This window comes from Lysinibacillus sphaericus, from assembly GCF_005217585.1.
Classification (GTDB): Bacteria; Bacillota; Bacilli; order Bacillales_A; family Planococcaceae; genus Lysinibacillus; species Lysinibacillus sphaericus.
This window is the reverse complement of record NZ_SZPT01000012.1, coordinates 44628-67071: the sequence shown is the minus strand read 5'-3', so window position 1 is coordinate 67071 and position 22444 is coordinate 44628. Positions and strand designations below refer to the sequence as shown.

Below are 22444 nucleotides of genomic sequence, written 5' to 3'. Positions count from 1 at the left end.
GCGTAGACTCCTTTTTTGAAGTCTACGCTTATTTTATTTTTTACTTGATAATAAGACGCCTGCAACGACGGCAAGACCGCCGAAAATTTGAAAAATATGTAGTTGCTCATCTAAAAAAAGCACGGCAAAAATAGAGGCAAAGACCGGAATAAAGTTTAAATAAATACCTGCTTTATTCGCGCCAAGTTGTACGACCCCATGATTCCAGCATAGAAATGCTACAATAGAAGCAAAAATACCTACATATAGAATAGCGGCAATCGTTGACCAGTGCCAGTGTATAGCGTTGGGCATTGTTGTGATTTCGTATAGGTAAAATGGCAAGAGCATGATAGCACCAATAAAGATTGTGACAAGAAATGTTGACTGTCCTGGTAAACGACCCGCGTAATGTTTTACAAGAAGGGAATAAATACTCCAACAGAAAACGGCGACGACAACAATTAAGTCCCCTTTATTGAACGTAAAATCGACTAAGCTTGCAAATGAACCCCCTGAAATAATAAAAAGGACACCACTCAGTGATAGTGCAGTTCCAAGAATTTGGAATGACGAGAGTTTTTCCTTCAAAAAAATAAAGGATAGTATGTAAATCATGATGGGTGTCGAAGAATTCATCAACGATGCATTGATCGAAGTTGTATAGTGGAGAGCTATATAGACGAGCGTATTAAAAGCTGCCACACCAGTAAAGGCTAGTATAAGGACAATTTTCCAATGTTCTTTAAGCATGTGCCACTCTCGTTTTACGCTACGATAAGCAATCGGTAAAAATACGATAAAGGCGACACACCAACGAAGAAAAGCCAATGTAAGGGGTGGGATATTGCCACTCACGGCTCGGCCAATGACAAAATTACCACCCCATAGAACGGTAGCAAGTAATAATAACGCATATGGTGGGATTTTCATGAAGCGATAACTCCTTTTAATTTAAAATACTAATGTCAATTATAGGCATTAAGGGAGTGAATAATCAATGCTACATGTACCCATATGCTAGAATGAGAGAAAGAATAGGAGGAAGTAAAGTGATAAGTACAGTAGCACATTTAAAAAAAGGCGATACAGTTGGCATTGTATGTTTGTCCAGTCTAGTTGAGCCAGAGAAATTAGGAAATGCTTTAGCCTTTTTAGATGAGCTGGGTCTCCGCTATAAAATAGGGGATACGATAACAGCAAAACATGACTATTTAGCAGGTAGTGATGACGTAAGACTTGCAGACTTTCATGCTATGGTTCAAGATCCTGACGTAAAGGCTATCTTTTGCGTAAAGGGTGGCTATGGCTCTGCTCGTATTGCTGGAAAGATTGATTATGAGTTGCTAGCGGAAAATCCAAAAATTTTCTGGGGCTTTTCTGATCTTACCTACTTGCATTGTGCTATTAATGAGTATGCAAATATTGTGACGTTTCATGGACCGATGCTAATGGCTGCCAATAACATGGATGAGTTATCGAAGAAAATGTTTTTACAGCTGTTTTCTCCGATTGAAATACAGTATACAGAGGCTATTTCTCCATTAACTGTAGTTGCCCCTGGCTTTGCACGTGGACCAATTATTGGTGGTAATTTACGCCGTATAGTCAGCACTTTAGGCACAAAATTTGAGGTTCGGACTGAAGGCAGAATATTATTAATAGAAGATATTGCAGAGACAATTCCACGTATTGATTCGATGTTGCAACAGTTAAAACAAGCTAGAAAGCTGGAACAATTAGCGGGGGTAGTAATTGGTTCCTTTACAGAAACAGGAGCAAGTGATGAGGCTCTTCTAATGTTAATGCAAGAATATTTTGGTGATTTAGAAATACCTGTTGTAGCTGGTTTTAAAATAGGGCATGAAACGACGAATATTGCCATCCCATTAGGGGTCGATGCCATTTTAGATGCACAAGAAAAAGTGCTTCGAATTTTACCAGGCGTTCATTAAATGTTTGAATTGATAGAATTGTGTGAATTGTGTGGGTGACTGGCACTCGAGCAATATGAAAGCCGCAACTCTCGCTACACGCGATTTGTTGCGGCTAATGTTTTGCGTAAAATTGTGTGGGTGACTGGCACTTCTTAGTAAGGTTCGGCATCGTGGCCTTTATCGACTGCGTCTTTTGGTGCATTATCACCGTTAATGTTACCAAGAGGCTTTGCAGACGAAGCGTTTTGCTGCGCCTTTTGTAAACCTTCTTTTAGTAAGCGTCCATATTCCTCATCTGCTTCAGCAGCCAATGCGATCATCGCCTCTTGGATAGCTGTATTACATGCGGATAAATCCCGAATTAAATTTGCTAGTAATTCGTCACGTTCCCATTGTTCAAAATTACGATAAGTTTCACCAGCTTGCTTCGTATTACTTTGGCGATCAATGGATTCACGCACTAAATTACCTTCAATATATGGTGTGTATTCCTTCGCCGTTTGGGTAGCTTCTTTTAAACCATTTAACATTGATGGCTCATAATTAATATGTGGATTTTGTCCTGGTGCTAAATCTCGTTTATACATCATTTGCCCACCGTTTTGGTTGGTCGCCACTCGTTTTTTCGGCGCATTGATTGGTAATTGTAAATAGTTGGCGCCCACTCGATGACGTTGCGTATCAGAATAAGAGAAAGTACGCCCTTGGAGCATTTTATCGTCTGAGAAATCCAATCCATCAACGAGGACACCTGTGCCGAAAGTTGCTTGTTCTACCTCGGAAAAATAGTCTTCAGGGTTTTTATTTAACACCATTTTTCCGACTGGATACCAAGGAAACTTGTCATTCGGCCATAGCTTCGTATCATCCAGTGGGTCAAAATCAAGCTCAGGATGAGGGCCATCCTCCATTATTTGTACATTTAACTCCCATTCAGGATAATCTCCACGTTTAATAGCATCATATAAGTCTTGTGTAGCATGGTTGAAATTCTTTTGTTGAATTTCTTCTGCTTCTTTTTGTGTTAAGTTTTTAATGCCTTGTAATGGCTCCCAATGGTACTTCACAAGGACTGCTTTGCCCTCACTATTTACCCATTTATACGTATTGACACCAGAACCTTGCATCATGCGATAGTTGGCAGGGATACCCCAAGGTGAATAAATAAAAGTGACCATATGGAAGGATTCTGGAGAACTTGCACAGAAATCAAAGAAGCGCTCGACGTCTTGAATATTTGTAATAGGATCTGGCTTAAAAGCATGAATCATATCTGGAAATTTCATGGCATCACGGATAAAGAAGATTTTTAGGTTATTTCCAACTAAATCCCAGTTTCCGTCTTCTGTATAAAACTTGACAGCAAAGCCGCGTGGATCACGTAATGTTTCCGGTGAATGTCCACCATGAATAACCGTAGAGAAGCGGACGAAAACAGGTGTTTGTTTGCCTTTATCCTGAAATACTTTTGCTCTTGTATAGTTAGAAATAGGCTCATCTCCAACAACTCCATATGTTTCGAAGTAGCCATGTGCTCCAGCCCCACGAGCATGTACAACACGTTCAGGAACTCTTTCTCGGTCAAAGTGGCTTATTTTTTCAAGGAAATCATAATTTTCAAGAGTTGCTGGCCCTCGATTACCGACTGTTCGTAAATTTTGATTGTTGGTAACCGGATGACCTTGGCGATTGGTTAATGTATCATCTTTTTCATGAGAATGGTTCATTACTATTGCTCCTTCCAATTGTACTAAACAAAGTTTGTCCAATTGATTAGCAAAATAGACATAAAAAAACTCTCTTACACACAAGGTGTAAGAGAGTTTCGGATGGCGTTTTCCAATTCATCTGATTGAGTTTTTCATGCCATTGCCAATAGTTGGTGATAGGTCATCGGTCATAAAGTAACTGGTCACATGTCATTGGTTGATCTAAGTTGTAAGTCTACATTAAAGTAGTTTTGAAAACAGCACATCCGACTCGGTTTGGAGTCTCACCGCCCCGAGTTTAGAAATAGCGAGAATCGTCAAATTGTATTTCAACGCTATAGTTTTTGGCATTAATCAAATTAGAGAGCTTATGTGCATCCTTTTCTAGTTGAAGTGAACGTTCACGGTATGCATCTGGCTCGAACATAGCAATTTCATATAACATTGTACCTTCACCATACCCCATACGTACAGTTTCTTTTTCATGTGTGCCCAAGTGTTTACAAAGTTCAGCTTCAGCGCGAAGTTGTGAAGCCAGTTCAATTGCCTCTACAAGTGCAAGTTGCTCACCTTTAAAGTCTACTTTGTTCTGAATATTCGCCTCATAGACAAGTCGATCTAATGTGCGTATATCAAGGCGTACTTGTGCTAGCTCACTTTCAATAACAGCCATTGCACGATTACTCGTTTTAGGAGCTTGTCCTTTTTCAACAGTGACAAAAGAACTGCGATGTAATTCATTAATAAGTTCTTGAACCTTCTTTGCTAAAATGCTTTTTAGTTTAACTGCTTCTGCAAGATTAATCATGAAAACACTTCCTTTTATAGTGTAGTAGATGGTGTTGCATTCGTTAAAAGGGCAATTTGATAGTCTCCACCATGAATTTGGTTGAACATTTTTCCCGCAGAGGCAAGAAGCTTTTGCGCATCCTCAGTGGCAAAGGAAGGGCGAAGGTAGAAAATATGGAGCGCTTCAGTTGTTCCCTCAGAGACAGCTGTACGTTGTGAATCAACGAATGGTGAACCAAAAGGCCCTTCCTCGTCTCGACTAAAGAGAATATGATTGAGCGTATTGAAGCGCCCATTTAACCCTTCGTAGCCCGTTTCTTCATTGCCAAGTGCAATTTCTATGTTTCCTTTAAGGTGTGCTATATCATAAATGCCAACTGGAATTTCGTATTGTAGGGAGAAAAAATTATTTAAATCGACACCAGAATGCAACGGTGTTAAATAGTTTTGCTTACTTACTCGACGCATTAAGCTTTCAGCCGAGTGACGATAACGGTTCGGATCAGCGCCAAGTTGTTTCCAAAGTTGTCGCCATTCTGCAATACCTTCACGTTCAGTTACAGGTTGATCTTGCATTTCTAAATAGAGGTTTTCCTGATATAATTGCAGGCGACCTTTAATCATTTGGGGCGATTCTGCTACGACAATTTTGGTATAATGAATAATGCCGATTTTCAGCTCTGGAAGTTGCGTTAACAACGATGGATTAAGTGAGACTTCCATAAAAAATCACCTACTTTATTTGTTTCTATTATTATATCATGTAAGGAGTTGGAAATAAAATGAACATACATGACCTACAACGAGAGTTTGTGGCGTATGCAATGTCCATTGGCGTTGATAAGATTGGCTTCACAACGGCAGCTCCCTTTACAGAATTAAAAAATAGACTGCGTCGCCAGCAGGAGCTTGGTTTCCAATCAGGTTTTGAAGAGAGCGATATTGAAAAACGTACGGAGCCACTTCAATTATTAGAAGGTGCAGAAAGTATTGTTGCTATAGCTGTCGCATACCCTTCGAAGATGAAGGACGCACCTACTGGTAAAAAGGGGGCTCGACGTGGGATATTTTGCAGAGCTTCTTGGGGCGTCGATTACCATACAGCATTACGACAGCGTTTAGCATTATTAAAAGCTTGGCTGGAAGAGCGAGTGAGCAATGTCCGTATTGAATCAATGGTTGATACAGGTGCGCTTGTAGATAGGGCGGTGGCGGAGCGTGCAGGTATTGGCTGGAGCGGGAAAAACTGCTCGATTATAACACCAGAGTTTGGTTCATATGTTTATTTGGGTGAGTTAGTGACAAATATTCCATTTGCACCGGACAAGCCAATGGAGGACGAGTGTGGCGAGTGCCGTTTATGTTTGGATGTTTGTCCAACAGGTGCGTTAATCGAAGGGGGACAACTCAATTCACAGCGTTGCATTGCCTTTTTAACGCAAACGAAAGGTTACCTCCCAGATGAATTTCGCTCACATATAGGAAACCGGCTATATGGCTGTGATACTTGTCAAACAGTCTGTCCAAAAAATAAAGGCAAAATCAATTGGATACATGAGGAATTTAAACCAGATCCAGAGCTTGCAAAACCCTTATTAACACCACTTTTAACGATTTCTAATCGGGAATTTAAAACAAAGTTTGGTCATGTTTCAGGCTCATGGCGTGGGAAAAAGCCCATTCAACGCAATGCTATATTGGCGCTAGCGCATTTTAAAGAGGAAGCGGCAGTACCTGATTTAATCGAGCTTCTCGAAAAAGATGAGCGACCCGTTATTCGAGGGACAGCAGCGTGGGCATTGGGGAAGATTGGTGGAGAGCAGGCGGAAAACGCTTTACTCGCTGCGCAGGATCAAGAACAAGATGAGGAAGTCCTCGTGGAAATAAACAAAGGTTTACAATTTTTTAGCTAAGGAAGTGTTTCGTTATGCCATTGCATATCGTCTTATATCAACCAGAAATACCAGCAAATACAGGCAATATTGCACGTACTTGTGCTGGTACGAATACCTCACTCCATTTAATACGGCCGCTTGGCTTTTCAACCGACGATAAAATGCTAAAACGTGCTGGCTTAGATTATTGGCATAGTGTCAACGTGGTGTACCACGATTCCCTTGAGGATTTTTTAGAAGCATCAAAAAATGGGGATGTCTATTTAATTGAAACGTATAGTGAAGAACCGTTTACTACGCATGATTTTAGTGACAAAGATCGGGATATTTACTTTATGTTTGGAAAAGAAACGACAGGCTTGCCAAAGGATTTTGCCTATGAGCGCAAAGAAATGTGTTTACGTATTCCACAAAGTGAGCATGTGCGTTCACTAAATTTATCGAATACAGCTGCAATCGTTATTTACGAGGCTCTACGACAACAGGGCTACCCAGGTTTACACTAATAACAAGCGAAGGACAAAAAAGCGTTCGATTCATTCGAACGCTTTTTGTTATGCCGTTGATGCCCCGTTTTGCATGGAAATTGTGTAAGTGCCTGGCACCACTTTTAGGCACCACTTTTAGGCACCACTTTTACTCTTTGAGTGCTTTATTGACTGCTGGCATAATATGAGTGCCAAGTAGCTCAATAGATTTCGCTACCTGCTTGAATGGTACTGCGCCAATATCAAGCTGTGCCATAAAACGTGAATGACCGAATATTTCATGCTGCATTAATATTTTTTCAATAATTTCATTTGGACTATCAACAAATAGCGCGTTTTGACCAGCTGTCATATTGTCAAAGCCTTCTTTAGATAAATGATAGCGCATACCACGTTGTGCATTAACATAGTGCCAATAATTTGAGTAATGTGGATAAAATTCATCCTTAGCCTGCGCTAAATTTTCAGCAAAGTATGCGTGCCCTGAAACAGTGATTTTTGCTTTATTCTCATCGTGTCCTGCTGTGAGCAATGCTTCGCGGTAAACATCAACTAAATGTTTGAATCGTCTTGGATCCCCGCCTAAAATGGCTAAGTTTAGGCCTACGCCATAACGACCCGCACGACTAGCACTTTCAGGCGTTCCACCCACACCGATATGAATGGGGATTTCACGACTAGCGCGTGGTGCAATGTCAGCATGTTGAAGCGGTTTGCGATAGCTGCCACTCCACGTTACACGCTCTTCTCGGTTTAACTTTAACAGTAAAGCTAAATGTTCCTCAAATAGTGCATCATAATCATCTACATCATAACCAAACAACGGGAACGATTCGATAAATGCACCGCGTCCAGCAACAATTTCTGCACGACCATTTGACAGTAAATCTAGTGTTGCAAAATCTTCGTATAGTCGCACTGGATCGACCGTACTAAGTACAGTCGTCGTACTTATTAATTGAATGTTTTTTGTCCGCTGGGAAAGTGCAGATAATACGACTGGTACGGCTGAAACAGCATAATCTAAACGATGATGTTCTCCCACACCAAATACGTGAAGACCGGCTTCATCTGCAAGCTGACCGTATTGCATTACTTCATCGAGGCGTTCTTTAGCAGTTGGCATATAGCCATTCACCGGATTTTGACCGATATCTGCCAATGTGTAAATACCAAATTCCATCAGAAAGCCTCCTTAAAATTTCAGTAAAATAACATTACCAGCAGGATCTTCTGTTTGGAAACCACCATCAATAGCAGTAACAGGCGCTCCTAATTGTTGCAAGTTTGCTTTTAATGTATTTGCCTGCTCTTCATTATCTAGACGCAGTGTAAAAGATTTTAGACCAATTTGATTTTCTCCAAGCTTTGGTGCCCCTTCAGAATACCAAGTATTTAAACCGATATGATGGTGATAACGTCCAGTAGAAATAAATAATGCTTGCTCACCATAACGAGTGACAATGTCAAAGCCCAAGCCCTTTGTATAGAACGTTTCGGCTGCAACTAAGCTTGAAACCGATAAATGAATATGCCCCATAACCGTATTAGCAGGTAAACCATGCCATTGTCCATCAGCTTCCGCCAATATAGAAGGAATATTAAGCGGCTCAGTTACCATATGCACTTGGTCTGAGCGCCAAGTCCAGTCACTTTCAGGACGATCTACATAAATTTCAATACCATTTTCATCTGGATCACGTAAATAAAGTGCTTCACTTACATCATGATCAGAGGCACCAAAGTAAACACCTGATTGACGGAAATGCGTAATGATATTAGCTAAATCACGGCGTGTAGGTAATAGTAGCGCAAAGTGATAAAGACCGCTTGTTGAGCTCGTTTTTTGTTCAATTGTTGCCAGTTGAACAATTGTAAGCAGTGCTGTTTTACCGTCAGCGGTTAAGGTAGCTCGATTCGCTTCTTGCTGTAAAACTTTAAAGCCAATAATGTCTTGATAGTATGTTAATGATCGTTGTAAATCACTTACTTTAACTTCAACATTTGTGACATATGTGTTCGGTTTTTCATGAAAATGCATGGTAGTATTCCTCCAATATTTTAGTTATGATTAATTATCAAGTTACTTATTGTAAGTAAGTATATTTTATAAAGTGGAGGAAGTCAAGTAGTTAAATTGGTCGAAAAAAAGAAGTAACCGCAATGGCTACTTCTTTAAAATAAGAAAATCACTAAGTATTAAAATATACTTAGTGATTTTCTTGGAGTATTATTTGTCCGCTTTGTAGTCGCCTTCGTACCCAGCAGTGAAAATAGCAGCTAGGAAAGCAACAGTTACACCAATAATTAATAATAACTTCATGGAAGAACCCTCCTCATGTTTTTAAGCAATCTCTTTTTAGTATAGCCTATCTATTATAAAAATGAAACGACCTTGCTGAATAAAATATGTCAGAAATGGTTCAGACTTTAATATTTCGGGAAAACTATAATAGAGGTGATAAAAATGGAAAAGAAGGTTCCCAATATAGAAAATGGGACAATGGCTAGAAATTTTAAAGAGTTGCAAGATCTCGGTAAACAAATGGAGCATTTACGAGACGGTCTTGAACTTGCAGAAGATGAACGCATTGCAGATCCAATTCAAGTAGATGATGAACCCGAAGACAAACAATAGGTGTAATATGGAATTTGATGTCTGCTTGAGTAAGCGGGTGAGGTGAGTTACCCGCGAAGTAGAGGTAAATATCCGCGGAATGGGAGAGAATACCCGCGAAGCAGAGGTAAATACCCGCGGAATGAGAGGGAATATCCGCGAAGCAGAGGTAAATACCCGCGGAAAGAGTGATAATACCCGCGAAGCAGAGGTAAATACCCGCGGAATGAGAGGGAATATCCGCGAAGCAGAGGTAAATACCCGCGGAATGGGAGAGAATACCCGCGAAGCAGGAGTAAATCCCTCGGAATGAGAACAATCCTTGCGCACAGCAGAAAGAATTCGATAACAGAAACGAATGGTATTATTTTTAATCCAATTTTTTGTATAATGAAACTAGGAAAAGAAAGGGGCTGATGTTTTTGAATATACAATCAACAAAAACGTTAACAAATGGTATTGAAATGCCTCGCTTTGGTCTAGGCGTATACAAAATGACTGAACGTGATGAAACATTACAGGCGATTGATAAGGCATTAAAAGTGGGTTATCGTGCAATTGATACTGCTTCGTTATATGGTAATGAGGTGGAAGTGGGTGAGGCGATTCGTTATTCAGGCATTAAGCGCGAGGATATTTTTGTCACAACAAAGGTTTGGAATACGGACCAAGGTTATGATGCAACGCTACGTGCCTTTGAAGTGTCACTAAAAAATTTAAATATGGATTATTTAGATCTATATTTAACGCATTGGGCAGTGCCTGAAACATTTGAAGAAACATATAGAGCTATTGAGCGTTTGTATGACGAGAAGTTAATTCGAGCAACAGGTGTGTCGAATCACCATGGACATCATTTACAAAAACTATTATCAAAAGCCAATATCGCGCCAATGGTCAATCAGGTTGAATTACACCCATACTTACAACAAGAGGCATTAAAGGCATTTTGTGCAGAGCATGGAATTGCTGTCACAGCATGGTCACCACTAGGGCGTGGGGGTGTGCTTGATAACCCTACTATTCTTGAAATTGCTCAAGAATTAGGGAAGTCAGCTGCACAAGTCGTGCTTCGTTGGCATTTGCAAAAAGATACATTGATTATTCCGAAATCTGTAACAGCCAGTCGTATTGAGGAAAATGCACAAATATACGATTTTGAATTAACGCAGGCGCAGATGGATAAGATGACAACATTAAATCGCAATCATCGTTTTGGCCAAGATCCAGATAATTTCAAATTTAATTTTTAACTATAGAAAATCCCGCTATCAAACTAGTTGAAGCGGGATTTTATTGATGTTATTTCGATTCTTTTACATAAGGAATGTAGTTTGATAGCATTTTTGCCATATGTGCACGTGTCGCGTTGTTACTTGGCATGAATTTGCCATTTGAACCGCTAGCAATCTTTAAATCTTGCATAAGCGCGATAGCATTTTGTGTTTCTTCATTATATTTAGAAATATCGTTGAAATCAGCCGTTAAACCAGTTTTTGCATCATGTTGTAAGTTATAGGCACGTGCAAACATTAATGCAAGTTGAGAGCGTGTTACTTTTGCAGTAGGGTTGAACTTGCCATTTTGACCTTGTACAATGCCAGCTTCTGCAAGTGCTGTAATCTCTTTTTGAGTCGCTGCTTCTAAACTAGTAATATCAGAGAATGTTGTTGCACCTTTAGCTTCTAGCTTTAAGACACGCGCAATAAATGATGCAGCTTGTGCACGAGTTAAGTTTGCATTCGGCGAATATGTTGTTGCCGATGTACCTTGTGTTAAATCACGATAGTAAAGATCACGCACGTAACCTTCTGTTTCAGAACCTTTAGCAATATCCGTAAATGGAATTGTCGCGATAATGCGTCCTTCCACTTTAGCGTCTACTGTTTTAAGTGAATTTAAGTGATCGATGAACATTTCAAAGTCTACTGTACCAGGTTCACTTACACGGCCGTCTGCATAAGCTTTTGCAAGTGTTTCGTAGCCATCGCCACCTTTAGCAGTGAACGTATTTGTAGCACCTTTATAGTAAGCTGCTTTATCAAGTTCTTTACCGTTTAGTTTAATCGATTGAACACGTTTGCCAGCAGGTGCTTTTCCATCAAATTCTACTTGTAGACCAGAGAAGTGTAGGAAGCCACCTGATTCTTTCGGGAACTCTTTTACGCTATGTTCAGCAATTTCATAGAGTTCAGCACCTGTTAATTTTACGATACCAAGTGCATTACCGAAAGGCATTACCGTCATTACTTCACCAACAGTGATATCTCCTGCATCAATGCTCGCACGGATACCGCCACCATTTTGGAATGCGAATTGTACTTCTGGATCAATTTTTTTAGCGCCAGCTAGCATACCATCCGCAATAACGTTGCCTAGATTTGTTTCGCCTGCACGAACGCCCCAAAGTCCACGTTTGCCATCAAGTACTGAAACAGCTGTATTGCCTGTTGATTGTTGCTTAACTGCTGCAATTTTTTCAGTATAAGGCGCTAATAGTTTTGTTGCATCAGCATCTGCTGCTACAGGATTTTCTTTATTATTTAAAGCATGTAATTGGCCGAAGTATTCAACAACAGCACCGTTATCGTCAAACGTTAAATCTAGCTCACCTAAGTTTTCACTATATTGTCCTGTTTGAACAATAATTGTCGGATTTTTAAATGAAGTATCTGCTTTCACAGCTTTATCTAATTTTGTATGTGTATGTCCACCTACAATGACATCGATACCTTCTACTGCTGATGCTAGTAGTTTATCATTATCCCAATCAGCAGAATCGTCATAGCCTATATGAGTAAGCGCAACAATTTTATTGACGCCTTGTTTTTCAAATTCAGCTACTGCTTTTTTTGCAGAGTCGATATAGTTTGCAAATTGTACGTTTGCTACGCTTGAAATAGATGGCGTTTCCTCTGTCGTTAAACCGAAAATACCAACTTTTTCACCGTCAATATCTTTAATTATGCCGTTATAGATTTTACCATTTTGGAAGTCTTTTGTTACTGTTTGGAATTGTAAGCCATCAAATAGTGGGTCTTTTGAGAAGTCGAGGTTGCCTCCAAGTAATGGGAATTCAGCACCTTTAACAAATTTTGCAAGAGCAGCATGACCTTCTGGGCTTGACCCTAAATCGAACTCATGGTTACCAAATGTCATCGCATCGTAACCCATTAGGTTCATTAACTTCATTTCTACTTCTCCAGTAAATTCGTTGAAGTAAAGCGTACCAGTTAATGCGTCACCTGCATCTAATAGAAGTGAATTTGGATTTGCTGCACGTAACTCTTTAATTTTTGTTGTACGTTGCGGAGCATATTCAGCGTGCGAATGTGTATCATTGGAATGTAAAATTGTTAAATTAAAGCCTTCCTTTGTAGCAGCTGGTGCTGTTTCTGCTGCATGTGCCGCAAAGCCTGGTGAAGCTAGTAAACTGGCAGCTAGAGTTGTTGCTGCAATACTTTTAACCCATTTCATATAATGAATTCCTCCCTCATGTATATGTCAGATGACTGACAATTTACTCTATTCTAACATGAAAGAAATCCATCGTCATTACCAATATTGGAAAAATCAATATTAAAATTATTGTAAAAAATAGGTGAAGTAATTATTAATTCATAAATTCATATTCTAATTTGAAATAAATATTAAAAATGGATATTTTTATTTTTGTAACTTTTCCATAAAAAATAGCACAAACCTTGAGCAGGTTTGTACTACGATGAGGTTGCTATGATTCGTCTTTCACTAAAATGAGCTTATTTAAAAATGGGTGTTCAAATTCTAATTGGATAGCATGTAGTTCATAGTCACCACTTGCCGTTTCACGTGCACCGTACATTGTATCGCCAATAATAGGATGACCGATATGCGCCAAATGTACACGAATTTGATGTGTACGACCTGTTTCTAGTACAAGGTGGACAACACAAGAATGTTTATAGCGTGCTACAACTTCATAGTGTGTGACGGCATGTTGACCTGTCTTTGAAACGACGCGTCGTGTTGGGTGATGACGATCTTTCCCAATAGATTCAGCAATCGTACCAGATGTGGAGCGAAGATTGCCTTGTACCTCGGCAGCATACGTACGAATAATCGTCTTTTCTTCAATCATCCGATCAAAAATGGATTTGGCTAGAGGATGTTTTGCAACTAATAACAAACCTTCAGTGCCCTTATCTAGACGATGTACATGCTCTGCATAGTGAAGGCCTTGCTCTTTCATATGAGCCATTACATGGTTCATACAAGTATGTGTATCGTAGTCATCATTTGGATGGGTGGACATACCCTTTGGTTTAGAGACAATTAAACAGTGATCATCTTCATAAACAACGTCAATTGCACAAACAGGTGTTGGTTTATAGTTAGAAGCTGGGATTGGGAATGTAAATTTTAACATGGTTCCTGCTGGAAGTGGCTCCTTCCAAAGTAAGGGCTCGCCATCTATTGTTGTGACAGCCTTTGCCATACGTATTTCATGTACTAGCTTTTTTCCCAGTCGCCAATGATTTCGCAAAAGCTCCTCAACTGTGATATTACTGTCTTTTATTTCATATTGAAACATCGATTTTCCTCCGTGGAATAGGGTCTATTTAGATACCCTTGTTTTTGATACAAAAAAATCCGCTCCATTTCCGCAGGTGATTCACACGAAACAAATGTTAAAGCCGCTAGATAATCTAGCTTGAATCGCAGTCCCGCAGGCATAGCGCGAATTTTCTTATGTTGTTCTGTCTTTTAAACAATATACTTACATGAAAGAGAGCTTTACTTTGCTTTAGAAGCCTTTAGTAAATAGAAGCTAGCTCCTGCAATTAAAATAAATGCAGTTAGGGCCAGAAACGGGATTGTAATGAACCCAAGCCAGTTTATGTATTGACCTGTACAAGATACGGCACCACAAGATGGGGCAGATGCAGCTAAAAAGCTTAGTTTCTGAATACCATAATGATAAAGTGATACTGTACCCCCCATTATAGCAAAGACGGCTGTTGTTACCGCAATACGTGTATTTTTTTGAATAAGGGCTATAGTAGTCATGATTACAATTGGATACATAAATATACGTTGAATCCAACACATTTTACAAGGCTCGTAATGACGAATTTCAGAAAAATATAAAGAACCGAGTGTTGCAACGACGGACACTATCCAAATAAATAATAAACTATTTTCCTCTTTTTTAGACATATCAAAACTCCCTTTATTATAACGCTGTACTTGTTAAGATTATATGTGTTTTGAATTTAGAAGTAAAATGTTTCAATTATAACCAGCCAATACGCTCATAGCATTCCAAAATCTGTTGGAAATTCAGTCTAAAGTATGAATGGCTCAGGCAGACACCTGCGACTTGGAAATGTTATCATTACTAGTAGTAATGCCAATAAAAAGAGGTGTTTTTGTGAGAGAGAACGAGCACTCCAATATTAGTATTTTAAAGGAAATTGCTGAGTTATTGAACGAAGAAACAGAAATCGTCACAACATTAAAAGGCGCACTAGTAAAGTTTTTAAATGGCACAAATTTTGAAACAGGCTGGATATTCTTTATTGACGAGAAGGGACGATCAGAGCTCGTTGTCCATGAAAATTTACCAGAGGCACTTGAATATAAAAATTGTCACTATTTAAAAAAGGGAGGTTGTTGGTGTGTCTCCCGCTATCGCAATGAGGAGTTAAAAAAGGCTTCGAACATTATTGAATGTCAACGTATCGAAAGTGCAATTGCTGCGAATGTTGGCGATCACGATGGCATCACACATCATGCAACAGTACCTCTTCAATCGGGGCAGGAACGTTTTGGTGTCTTGAATGTAGCGTCCAAAAATACAGTGCGTTTTTCAGAGGAGGAACTTGCTTTACTTGAATCAGTTGCCTTTCAAATGGGCTCGGCCATTAAACGGATATTATTGACAAAGCAAGAGCAGGAAATGGCACTTGTGAAAGAACGTAACCGATTAGCACGTGACTTACATGATTCTGTCAACCAGCTATTATTTTCCGTGACATTAACGGCGAGGGCTGGCATTGAAATGAGTAACGATAGTGAAGTAAAGGAAACGTTTAAGGAAATTCAACATTTAACACAAGATGCTTTAACTGAAATGCGTGCACTAATATGGCAGCTACGACCAAAAGGCTTGGAAAATGGGTTATTAGAAGCGATAAAAGTGTATGCAGAAATGCTTGGCTTAAAGCTTCATGTTACCGTATCGGGCGTACTACAATTTCCATCTCGTATTGAAGAAACATTATTTCGTGTGGCACAAGAGGCACTTAATAATGTTCGTCGCCACGCTGGAGTACTTGAGGCGGCACTTTATATTACTGTCACAGCTACGGATATATTATTAGTTATTCGTGATGAGGGACGAGGCTTTGTGATTGATCATGATACTAAGCTTCTATCTATGGGCTTACAATCGATAAAGGATCGGGCTAAATCGGTAGGAGGTACTGCTGACTGGGTAAGCGAAATTGGCAAGGGAACTGAACTGCTAATTCGTTTACCGTATTGAGGGGGGAACGACAATGATTCGTGTACTAATTGCAGATGACCATCATGTAGTCCGACGAGGATTATTATTTTTTTTAAAGACACAGAAAGATATTGAAGTGGTAGGGGAAGCGAAAAATGGTGTGGAAGCGGTCGCACTTGCTGAAAGTATACAGCCGGATATTATATTAATGGATTTAGTAATGCCAGAAATGGATGGTATTCAAGCAACAAAACGTATAAAAGCTAAGTTTCCACAAATTGAAATTTTAATGTTGACGAGTTTTTCTGACCGAGATCATGTTGTACCAGCTATGGAAGCTGGAGCGGCAGGATATCAGCTAAAGGATATTGAACCCGATGAATTAGTATGTTCAATTCGTCGCATTATGCAAGGGGAACATACTTTGCACCCTGAAGCAACATCGACGCTAGAAATGGATCGACAACAATCAGAAAATGCACTACATGTGTTAAATCCACTAACCCCGCGTGAGCAAGATGTACTTGCTGAACTTACGAAGGGAAAAAGCAATCGAGAAATTGCATCATCTTTATTCGTTACGGAAAAAACAGTGAAAACACATATTTCAAATATTTTTACGAAACTACAAGTACAAGATCGAACGCAGGCTGCGCTATATGCAGTAAAGCATGGATTGACAGAGGGCAGTGGTCAGTAGAATAACCCGAAATGGGACAAAAGCGAAAAAGTGTTAGATTGATTAAAGGCAATCTAACACTTTTTGTTATGTGCATTTTGCAAAGATTCACCATGTCGTTCATATAAGTTTATTGATTATGACTAAATAATTTGTTCGACATTTCTTGCAATGTAGTACTCGGCGTAAGGGCCAAGTCTTCATTTAATTTTTGTTCGTAGGTTAAAAAAACAGAGTGAGCCTGTTTTTGCATTCCTGCATCAATCAACAGTTTTAAGTATTGTTCGATTTTATAATCATTATAAGGGTCGAACTCTAATAAGCGATTCAGATAATCTATGGCCACTTCTGTTTCATTCATTATGCTAATTTGAAAGCCTTTTTCCAATAACTCTATGTAGGATTTAGTTAGCTTATCTCTGTCTGCAGTAGCCCATTCATAATCATCAAAAATGAGTAGCCCATCTTTATAAATGGCAAGGCATTGATTGATTAATGACAGAGGGGGGCAATCTAACTTCTTGAAATCACTAAAATAATCTTGGAAGTCATATAAATCACACATGATATTCGGTTTTTCAAAAACATAATACTTATTTGAAAATATAATACAATTGGAATAACCCATATTATTTAACGTTTTCCTTAAATAGGATAAGGCTGTATGCAAATTCGATTTTGCGCGAACATAATCTAAATTTGGCCAAAGAATTTCAATGAGAACATCCCGATGAATGGGCATGTTTGGATGTAATATGAAATAAGCAAATAATTCCTTTGTTTTTTCTGTTTTGAAGGAAACGAGACTATTGTTGCTATAGGTAGCGAATTGATTAAAGCATTGGACGTTTAACGTAGTATTAGAAGTTTGATGTACCAACTGTTGCATAGAAAATTCATGTTCAATACGTGATACGGTTTTTTCTAATCGTGCTAGGCTAATCGGTTTAAGTAAATAATCAAGTCCTCCAATTTCATATGCTTGTATGGCAAAATCTGAATACGAAGTAATAAAGATAACAATTACATGTGGTCGATTGCTTTTGATAATATCAGCAACTTCAAGCCCATTCAGTTCATCAAGCTTTATTTCTAAAAATATGACTTCAAAGTCCAGTGATGGAAGGCTATTTAAAAATAGCTTTACACTAGTGAAGGTTTTAGTAACCTCTATTTGTTGAAAGTTTTGTAGCTTATTTTGAAAATAGTGTAAAGCTAGAGGTTCTTTGTCTATTAAAACGGCTCGAATCACATCAAAATCTCCTTTATACAATTAAATTGAAAACCATTAAACTCTAGTTCATTGTTTTTGAAAAGGTCTCCCCCTTATTAGAGGATAGAAGTTTTTTATGTACTGTTAAGAGAATTGAAATAATTGTATAAGCGTTTATAATTAAACTATTTTGAAAAAATAAAAATATAATAGTTAAACTAGAAATTTGATTGAAGGGTTAAAGTTTGTTTTTTTTCTTATTTTATAAAACCTTTTTAATGCTTGTATTATGTAATAGCCGTTATTATAGTACATTTGACTTAAAGAAAACTCAAAAGGTACTTAAAAAATACTTAAAAATAATAGGATATAAGTAATTGAAAATTACTTTGTTGTGGAAAAGTAGTGTGTGATTTAAAAAAATGTACAAAGTTGAGGGATTGAAGAAATGAAAGTAGATCGTTTACTCACGATGACAATGATTTTAATTAATCGTAAAAAAGTAAAAGCACAGGAATTAGCCGAGTTATTTGACGTATCTGTTCGAACCATTTATCGGGATGTCGAAACCCTAAGCTGTGCGGGGGTTCCAATCTTAAGCCAACAAGGGGTTAATGGCGGAATAAGTTTAATGGAAGGCTATCGAATGGATAAACAAGTATTAACAAAAGAAGAGCTAACCTCTCTTTCAATTGCTCTTAAAAGTGCTTTAACCTCCTATGAGGATGCCCATGCTAAAGCTGTTTTAGAAAAGTTAACAGGCGTAGCAGATGAGCAAGTAAAACAATCAATTGATCATTTTTTTATTGACCTTAGTCCATGGGGACAAAATATACTATTAAAAGAACAAATCACATTATTGAAAAATGCAATCGAGAGAGAGCGTTGTGTAAGCTTCTTGTATTCGACTACGTATGGTACGATGACCAATCGAATAATAGAGCCTCACACTTTAGTCCAAAAAGGCAAGATGTGGTATATTTACGGCTATTGCACATTAAGAAACGGTTTTCGTCTATTCAAAATATCAAGAATGAAACAAATGAAAGAGGAGCAACGCAGCTTTGAACGAAAGGAAGTACATTTATCTGACCTTCCGTGGGATAAAGCATGGCAACAACCAGAAAATTTAGTAGAACTCACACTGTCATTTGATGCACAGATTTTAACATTGATTGAAGAAACATTTGGGGTGGAACAGATAGATTATGAAAGGTCCATCGTGCATGTTGCATTGCCGGAAGATGAATGGCTCTATGGCTTTTTGCTGAGCTTTGGTAATCGAATAAAGCTTCTTGACCCACCTTATTTAGTTGATATCGTGCAAAAACGGGCACAAGAAATCGTCGAAATATATACAGCAAACAATAGGTAAAATCAATTTTGTCCATTCAATAGATGACATACAGATGTCAAGTTTGCTTTGTTATAGTAATAACAAATTAAACGAAGGGTGGACGTAAACTATGCAAAGTTATTGCCAAAGCTGTGGGATGCCATTAGTGCATGAAAAATTATTTGGAACAGAAAAAGAGGGGCAAGTTTGTCGGGACTATTGCACATATTGTTACGAATTAGGAGCGTTTAAACAGCCGAATGTAACGATCCATGAAATGATTGACATATGTGTACCTCATTTAAAGGAAGAAGGGATGGCAGAAGAAGAAGCACGACAAATGTTAGCTTCCTTTTTACCATGTTTAAAAAGATGGAGAACAGATACTGGAAAACAACCTGTGATGAAAGAAAAACAAAGCTTTCATATCGCTGGGATTTCAGCAAAAACGAATAATGCGAACGAAATCACAGCACAAGCGAAAATACCACAATTATGGACCACTTATTACCAGCAAGATATTGCAGGCCAACTACCAAGTCCACAAAACAATGTCAGCATGTATGGGCTGTATTCAGATTACGAAACAGATGTGAACGGAGAATATACACTTACGCTTGGAGTGGAGGTATCGGCTGACGTTGAAGTTCCAACAGGTATGGTCATAAAAACAATTCCCGCATCCAAATATTTAGTGTTCACTTCAGAAAAAGGGCTAATGCCTGATATTGTAATACAGGCTTGGCAAGATATTTGGGCTTGGTTTGCCAATACTACGGAAGTAGAACGAACGTATAGTGGAGACTTTGAATTGTATGATGAACGATGTGCCCAGCCTCATGAGGCACAGGTGGATATTTATATTGCAATTAAGTAAATACAATACTGCTAGTTAAAACGCGAGTGACATAATACAACAAAGCCAGTACCTACCATCAAATGGTAGGTGACTGGCTTTTGCTTGTTGGAGGTAGTTCTTCGATATGTGGTTCAATATGCACAAGCACCTGACAAAAGCGGTTTTCGCGCATAATGGTATGTTCAATTTCCTCTGTAATACGATGACTTTCAAAGACGTTTAAATAAGGATCGACAGTCACTGTTACATCGATAAAGTACATATTCCCATGCGCACGCCCTTTGAAATCTAAAAGCTCAATAACGCCACTAACATTGCGAATTAATACCGATAATGTCTCGACTTCATCAATATCGAAGGCATCAGTAAGACTTTGAACCGCTTCCCAAAATATTTCTACAGCAGTTTTAATTATTAGAAAAGCTACAACAAGGGCTGTTAATGTATCAATAATCGGAAAGCCAAAAATTGCTCCGAATATCCCGATGGCTGTGCCGATACTGACCAGCGCATCCGAGCGATTATCATAGGCAGCAGCTTTTACAGCCGCACTTCGTATTTTTTTTGCCAGTGCTAAATTATAACGATAGACAACATACATGACGGCTGCACTTCCGATTGCCACAAATGCTGTTAACAAAGATGGTGTTGTGCCAGATGGCTCCCATAGTCCTTGTAAAGAAGCAATTAAAACTTGTAAGCCGACGATTAGCATAATAAATGAGGCAACGAGTGACGCAACAGTTTCAGCTCGTAAATGACCATATTGGTGATTTGAATCTGGTGGTCTTTGAGCAATGCGTAAGCCGATTAAAACGGCAATGGATGCGATGATATCCGTTGTATTGTTTAATCCATCTGCTTTTAAAGCTTCTGATGTTCCGATATAGCCAATTGTTAGTTTTACTGAGCTCAGTATTAAGTAAGTGGCAATTGATAGCCAAGCTCCTTTTTCCCCTTGACGTAAATTTGTATAGAGCTCCATTTTGTTTCCTCCTCGCAAAACTTTCGGGCATTATAAAACGACCCCCTTATATGAAAGGGAGTCGTTTTGCATTTTTATTTATCGTCTTTCGATTCTTCGATTTCATTTGTTAAATCAAGTTCAGGTAATTTCAGAACTTCTAAGTATAATATGTGGTGACCATCTAATTCTTTTGCTGTAAATTCATAACCTTGCTCTTCAATGCTATCACCTTCGATTGCATCAAAACGCTTTGTCATGAACCAACCACCAATCGTATCGATATCATCATCTTCTATGTCAGTACCTAGCATATCATTGACATTTTCTAGTAGCATTTTTGCATCTAAAATAAAATGATTTTCTGCAATTTCCTGTACTTCTGGAATTTCATCTTCATCAAACTCATCTTGAATATCCCCGACAATTTCCTCGATAATATCTTCAATGGTTACAAGACCTGATGTACCACCATACTCATCCATTAAAATAGCCATATGAATACGTTCACGTTGAATCTTGAGTAACAATCCGTTAATTTGCGTAGTTTCCATCACGCGAATAATTGGTTGCATATAGTCAATTACTAGTTTATCGCCATTTGCAGGATCTTTAATATAAGCAGTTAATAAGTGCTTCATATTCACTAATCCAATAATATGGTCTTTATCCCCGTCGATAATTGGATAACGAGTATATTGCTCCACACCCATTAAATCAAATACTTCTTTAATCGTAAGTTCTTTCTCAATTCCGACGATTTCAGTACGTGGCACCATGATTTCTTTTGCAAGACGATCTGAGAACTCGAAGATACTGTTAACATATTCATATTCTGCGTTATTAATTTCTCCACCTTTTAAACTATCTGACAAAATCATGCGCAATTCTTCTTCAGTATGTGCAACTTCTGATTCTGACATCATTTTAAGACCGAATAGACCTGTTAAACCACGTGCAGAGCCATTCAATAATTTAATGATTGGATAAGTAATGTTGTGGAATAAAATTAATGCACCAGAAAAGTGTAATGTTACAAATTCTGCTTTTTGGATGGCTAAAGTTTTTGGCGCCAATTCCCCAATAACTACATGCATAAACGTTACGATTGAGAATGCAAGTATAAATGAAAGGATAGATGTTATGCTACCGCTCAGATTTAGAAACTCGAACACTGGATGTAAAATGATTTCAAATGTAGGCTCACCTAGCCAACCCAGTCCAAGTGCTGTAATGGTAATACCTAATTGACATGCAGATAAGTATTCGTCTAAATCCGATACAACACGTTTTGCATTTTTCGCTTTTTTATGTCCTTCTGCGAGTAATTGATCGATGCGGGTAGTTCTCACTTTTACGATTGCAAATTCAGTTGCAACGAAAAATCCTGTCATTATAATTAGTAGGGCGAATGCCGCCAACCTAATGGTTATTTCCAATATGTCTCCGTCCAAATAATTCCTTTGTCCCCGCCCAAATGAGGGAAGTA

Annotated in this window: 21 protein-coding genes; 9 read left to right on the top strand and 12 right to left on the bottom strand. The window is 38.6% G+C overall.

The genetic code is table 11. The annotated features are described in order from the left end of the window. Positions 1 to 33 precede the first annotated feature (33 nt). Positions 34 to 912 carry a DMT family transporter gene (locus FC748_RS21320; RefSeq protein ID WP_108031329.1) on the bottom strand — a complete coding sequence of 293 codons (879 nt, stop codon included), beginning with the start codon at positions 910 to 912 and terminating at the stop codon, positions 34 to 36. A 119-nt stretch (positions 913 to 1031) separates the two neighbouring features. Here FC748_RS21320 and FC748_RS21315 point away from each other — a divergent pair, with 119 nt between their 5' ends. Beyond that, positions 1032 to 1934 carry a S66 peptidase family protein gene (locus FC748_RS21315; RefSeq protein WP_024362341.1) on the top strand — a complete coding sequence of 301 codons (903 nt, stop codon included), beginning with the start codon at positions 1032 to 1034 and terminating at the stop codon, positions 1932 to 1934. 134 nt (positions 1935 to 2068) lie between these two features. Here FC748_RS21315 and FC748_RS21310 read toward each other — a convergent pair whose 3' ends face one another. The 3 genes from FC748_RS21310 to FC748_RS21300 all read right to left on the bottom strand — a co-directional run bounded on the left by FC748_RS21310 (position 2069) and on the right by FC748_RS21300 (position 5137). Next, complete coding sequence (locus FC748_RS21310; protein WP_108031327.1) at positions 2069 to 3643, bottom strand: catalase; 1575 nt, start codon at positions 3641 to 3643, stop codon at positions 2069 to 2071. Between the two features lie 280 nt (positions 3644 to 3923). Further along, a complete protein-coding gene (locus tag FC748_RS21305) occupies positions 3924 to 4433 on the bottom strand; it encodes a hypothetical protein (protein ID WP_024362339.1) in 510 nt (169 codons plus the stop codon). A gap of 14 nt (positions 4434 to 4447) precedes the next feature. Beyond that, positions 4448 to 5137 (bottom strand): B3/B4 domain-containing protein, encoded by a 690-nt coding sequence (locus FC748_RS21300; protein WP_108031325.1) that lies wholly within the window; start codon positions 5135 to 5137, stop codon positions 4448 to 4450. A 59-nt stretch (positions 5138 to 5196) separates the two neighbouring features. Between FC748_RS21300 and queG the strand changes: the two genes are divergently transcribed. Both queG and trmL read left to right on the top strand, forming a co-directional pair. Beyond that, a complete protein-coding gene (gene queG / locus FC748_RS21295; protein WP_024362337.1) occupies positions 5197 to 6327 on the top strand; it encodes a tRNA epoxyqueuosine(34) reductase QueG in 1131 nt (376 codons plus the stop codon). Positions 6328 to 6341: 14 nt separating this feature from the next. Beyond that, positions 6342 to 6815, top strand: coding sequence for a tRNA (uridine(34)/cytosine(34)/5-carboxymethylaminomethyluridine(34)-2'-O)-methyltransferase TrmL (gene trmL / locus FC748_RS21290; protein ID WP_025220535.1), 474 nt, complete (start codon positions 6342 to 6344; stop codon positions 6813 to 6815). 130 nt (positions 6816 to 6945) lie between these two features. On the opposite strand, the gene FC748_RS21285 is transcribed toward trmL, so the two are convergent. Together FC748_RS21285 and FC748_RS21280 are read right to left on the bottom strand one after the other, a co-directional pair. After that, complete coding sequence (locus FC748_RS21285; protein ID WP_108031323.1) at positions 6946 to 7980, bottom strand: LLM class flavin-dependent oxidoreductase; 1035 nt, start codon at positions 7978 to 7980, stop codon at positions 6946 to 6948. A gap of 12 nt (positions 7981 to 7992) precedes the next feature. Further along, positions 7993 to 8838, bottom strand: coding sequence for a VOC family protein (locus FC748_RS21280; RefSeq protein WP_024362334.1), 846 nt, complete (start codon positions 8836 to 8838; stop codon positions 7993 to 7995). A gap of 426 nt (positions 8839 to 9264) precedes the next feature. Here FC748_RS21280 and FC748_RS22165 point away from each other — a divergent pair, with 426 nt between their 5' ends. After that, positions 9265 to 9435, top strand: coding sequence for a hypothetical protein (locus tag FC748_RS22165; RefSeq protein WP_162832714.1), 171 nt, complete (start codon positions 9265 to 9267; stop codon positions 9433 to 9435). A gap of 401 nt (positions 9436 to 9836) precedes the next feature. Beyond that, on the top strand, positions 9837 to 10667 hold the full coding sequence (locus FC748_RS21275; protein WP_108031338.1) for an aldo/keto reductase: 831 nt from the start codon (positions 9837 to 9839) through the stop codon (positions 10665 to 10667). A 49-nt stretch (positions 10668 to 10716) separates the two neighbouring features. Here FC748_RS21275 and FC748_RS21270 read toward each other — a convergent pair whose 3' ends face one another. The 3 genes from FC748_RS21270 to FC748_RS21260 all read right to left on the bottom strand — a co-directional run bounded on the left by FC748_RS21270 (position 10717) and on the right by FC748_RS21260 (position 14613). Further along, positions 10717 to 12891, bottom strand: coding sequence for a 5'-nucleotidase C-terminal domain-containing protein (locus FC748_RS21270; RefSeq protein WP_108031319.1), 2175 nt, complete (start codon positions 12889 to 12891; stop codon positions 10717 to 10719). A gap of 256 nt (positions 12892 to 13147) precedes the next feature. Then, the gene (locus FC748_RS21265; protein WP_108031317.1) at positions 13148 to 13987 is read right to left on the bottom strand and encodes an RluA family pseudouridine synthase; all 840 of its coding nucleotides are present in this window, start codon (positions 13985 to 13987) and stop codon (positions 13148 to 13150) included. A gap of 203 nt (positions 13988 to 14190) precedes the next feature. Continuing rightward, positions 14191 to 14613: a disulfide oxidoreductase gene (locus FC748_RS21260; protein ID WP_025220530.1), complete on the bottom strand. Its 423-nt coding sequence runs from the start codon at positions 14611 to 14613 to the stop codon at positions 14191 to 14193. Positions 14614 to 14827: 214 nt separating this feature from the next. On the opposite strand from FC748_RS21260, the gene FC748_RS21255 reads away from it, so the two are divergent. Both FC748_RS21255 and FC748_RS21250 read left to right on the top strand, forming a co-directional pair. Next, entirely contained in the window at positions 14828 to 15943 is a 1116-nt protein-coding gene (locus tag FC748_RS21255; protein WP_024362329.1) for a GAF domain-containing sensor histidine kinase, read from the top strand. Between the two features lie 13 nt (positions 15944 to 15956). Then, a complete protein-coding gene (locus tag FC748_RS21250) occupies positions 15957 to 16604 on the top strand; it encodes a response regulator (protein WP_108031315.1) in 648 nt (215 codons plus the stop codon). Between the two features lie 109 nt (positions 16605 to 16713). On the opposite strand, the gene FC748_RS21245 is transcribed toward FC748_RS21250, so the two are convergent. After that, entirely contained in the window at positions 16714 to 17835 is a 1122-nt protein-coding gene (locus FC748_RS21245; RefSeq protein WP_024362327.1) for a response regulator, read from the bottom strand. A 409-nt stretch (positions 17836 to 18244) separates the two neighbouring features. Here FC748_RS21245 and FC748_RS21240 point away from each other — a divergent pair, with 409 nt between their 5' ends. Further along, complete coding sequence (locus FC748_RS21240; RefSeq protein ID WP_108031313.1) at positions 18245 to 19171, top strand: helix-turn-helix transcriptional regulator; 927 nt, start codon at positions 18245 to 18247, stop codon at positions 19169 to 19171. Positions 19172 to 19262: 91 nt separating this feature from the next. Then, positions 19263 to 20009, top strand: coding sequence for an effector binding domain-containing protein (locus FC748_RS21235; RefSeq protein ID WP_108031311.1), 747 nt, complete (start codon positions 19263 to 19265; stop codon positions 20007 to 20009). 58 nt (positions 20010 to 20067) lie between these two features. On the opposite strand, the gene FC748_RS21230 is transcribed toward FC748_RS21235, so the two are convergent. Continuing rightward, positions 20068 to 20976 carry a cation diffusion facilitator family transporter gene (locus FC748_RS21230; RefSeq protein WP_024362324.1) on the bottom strand — a complete coding sequence of 303 codons (909 nt, stop codon included), beginning with the start codon at positions 20974 to 20976 and terminating at the stop codon, positions 20068 to 20070. 74 nt (positions 20977 to 21050) lie between these two features. After that, entirely contained in the window at positions 21051 to 22394 is a 1344-nt protein-coding gene (locus FC748_RS21225) for a hemolysin family protein (RefSeq protein ID WP_255313809.1), read from the bottom strand. Positions 22395 to 22444: the final 50 nt, after the last annotated feature.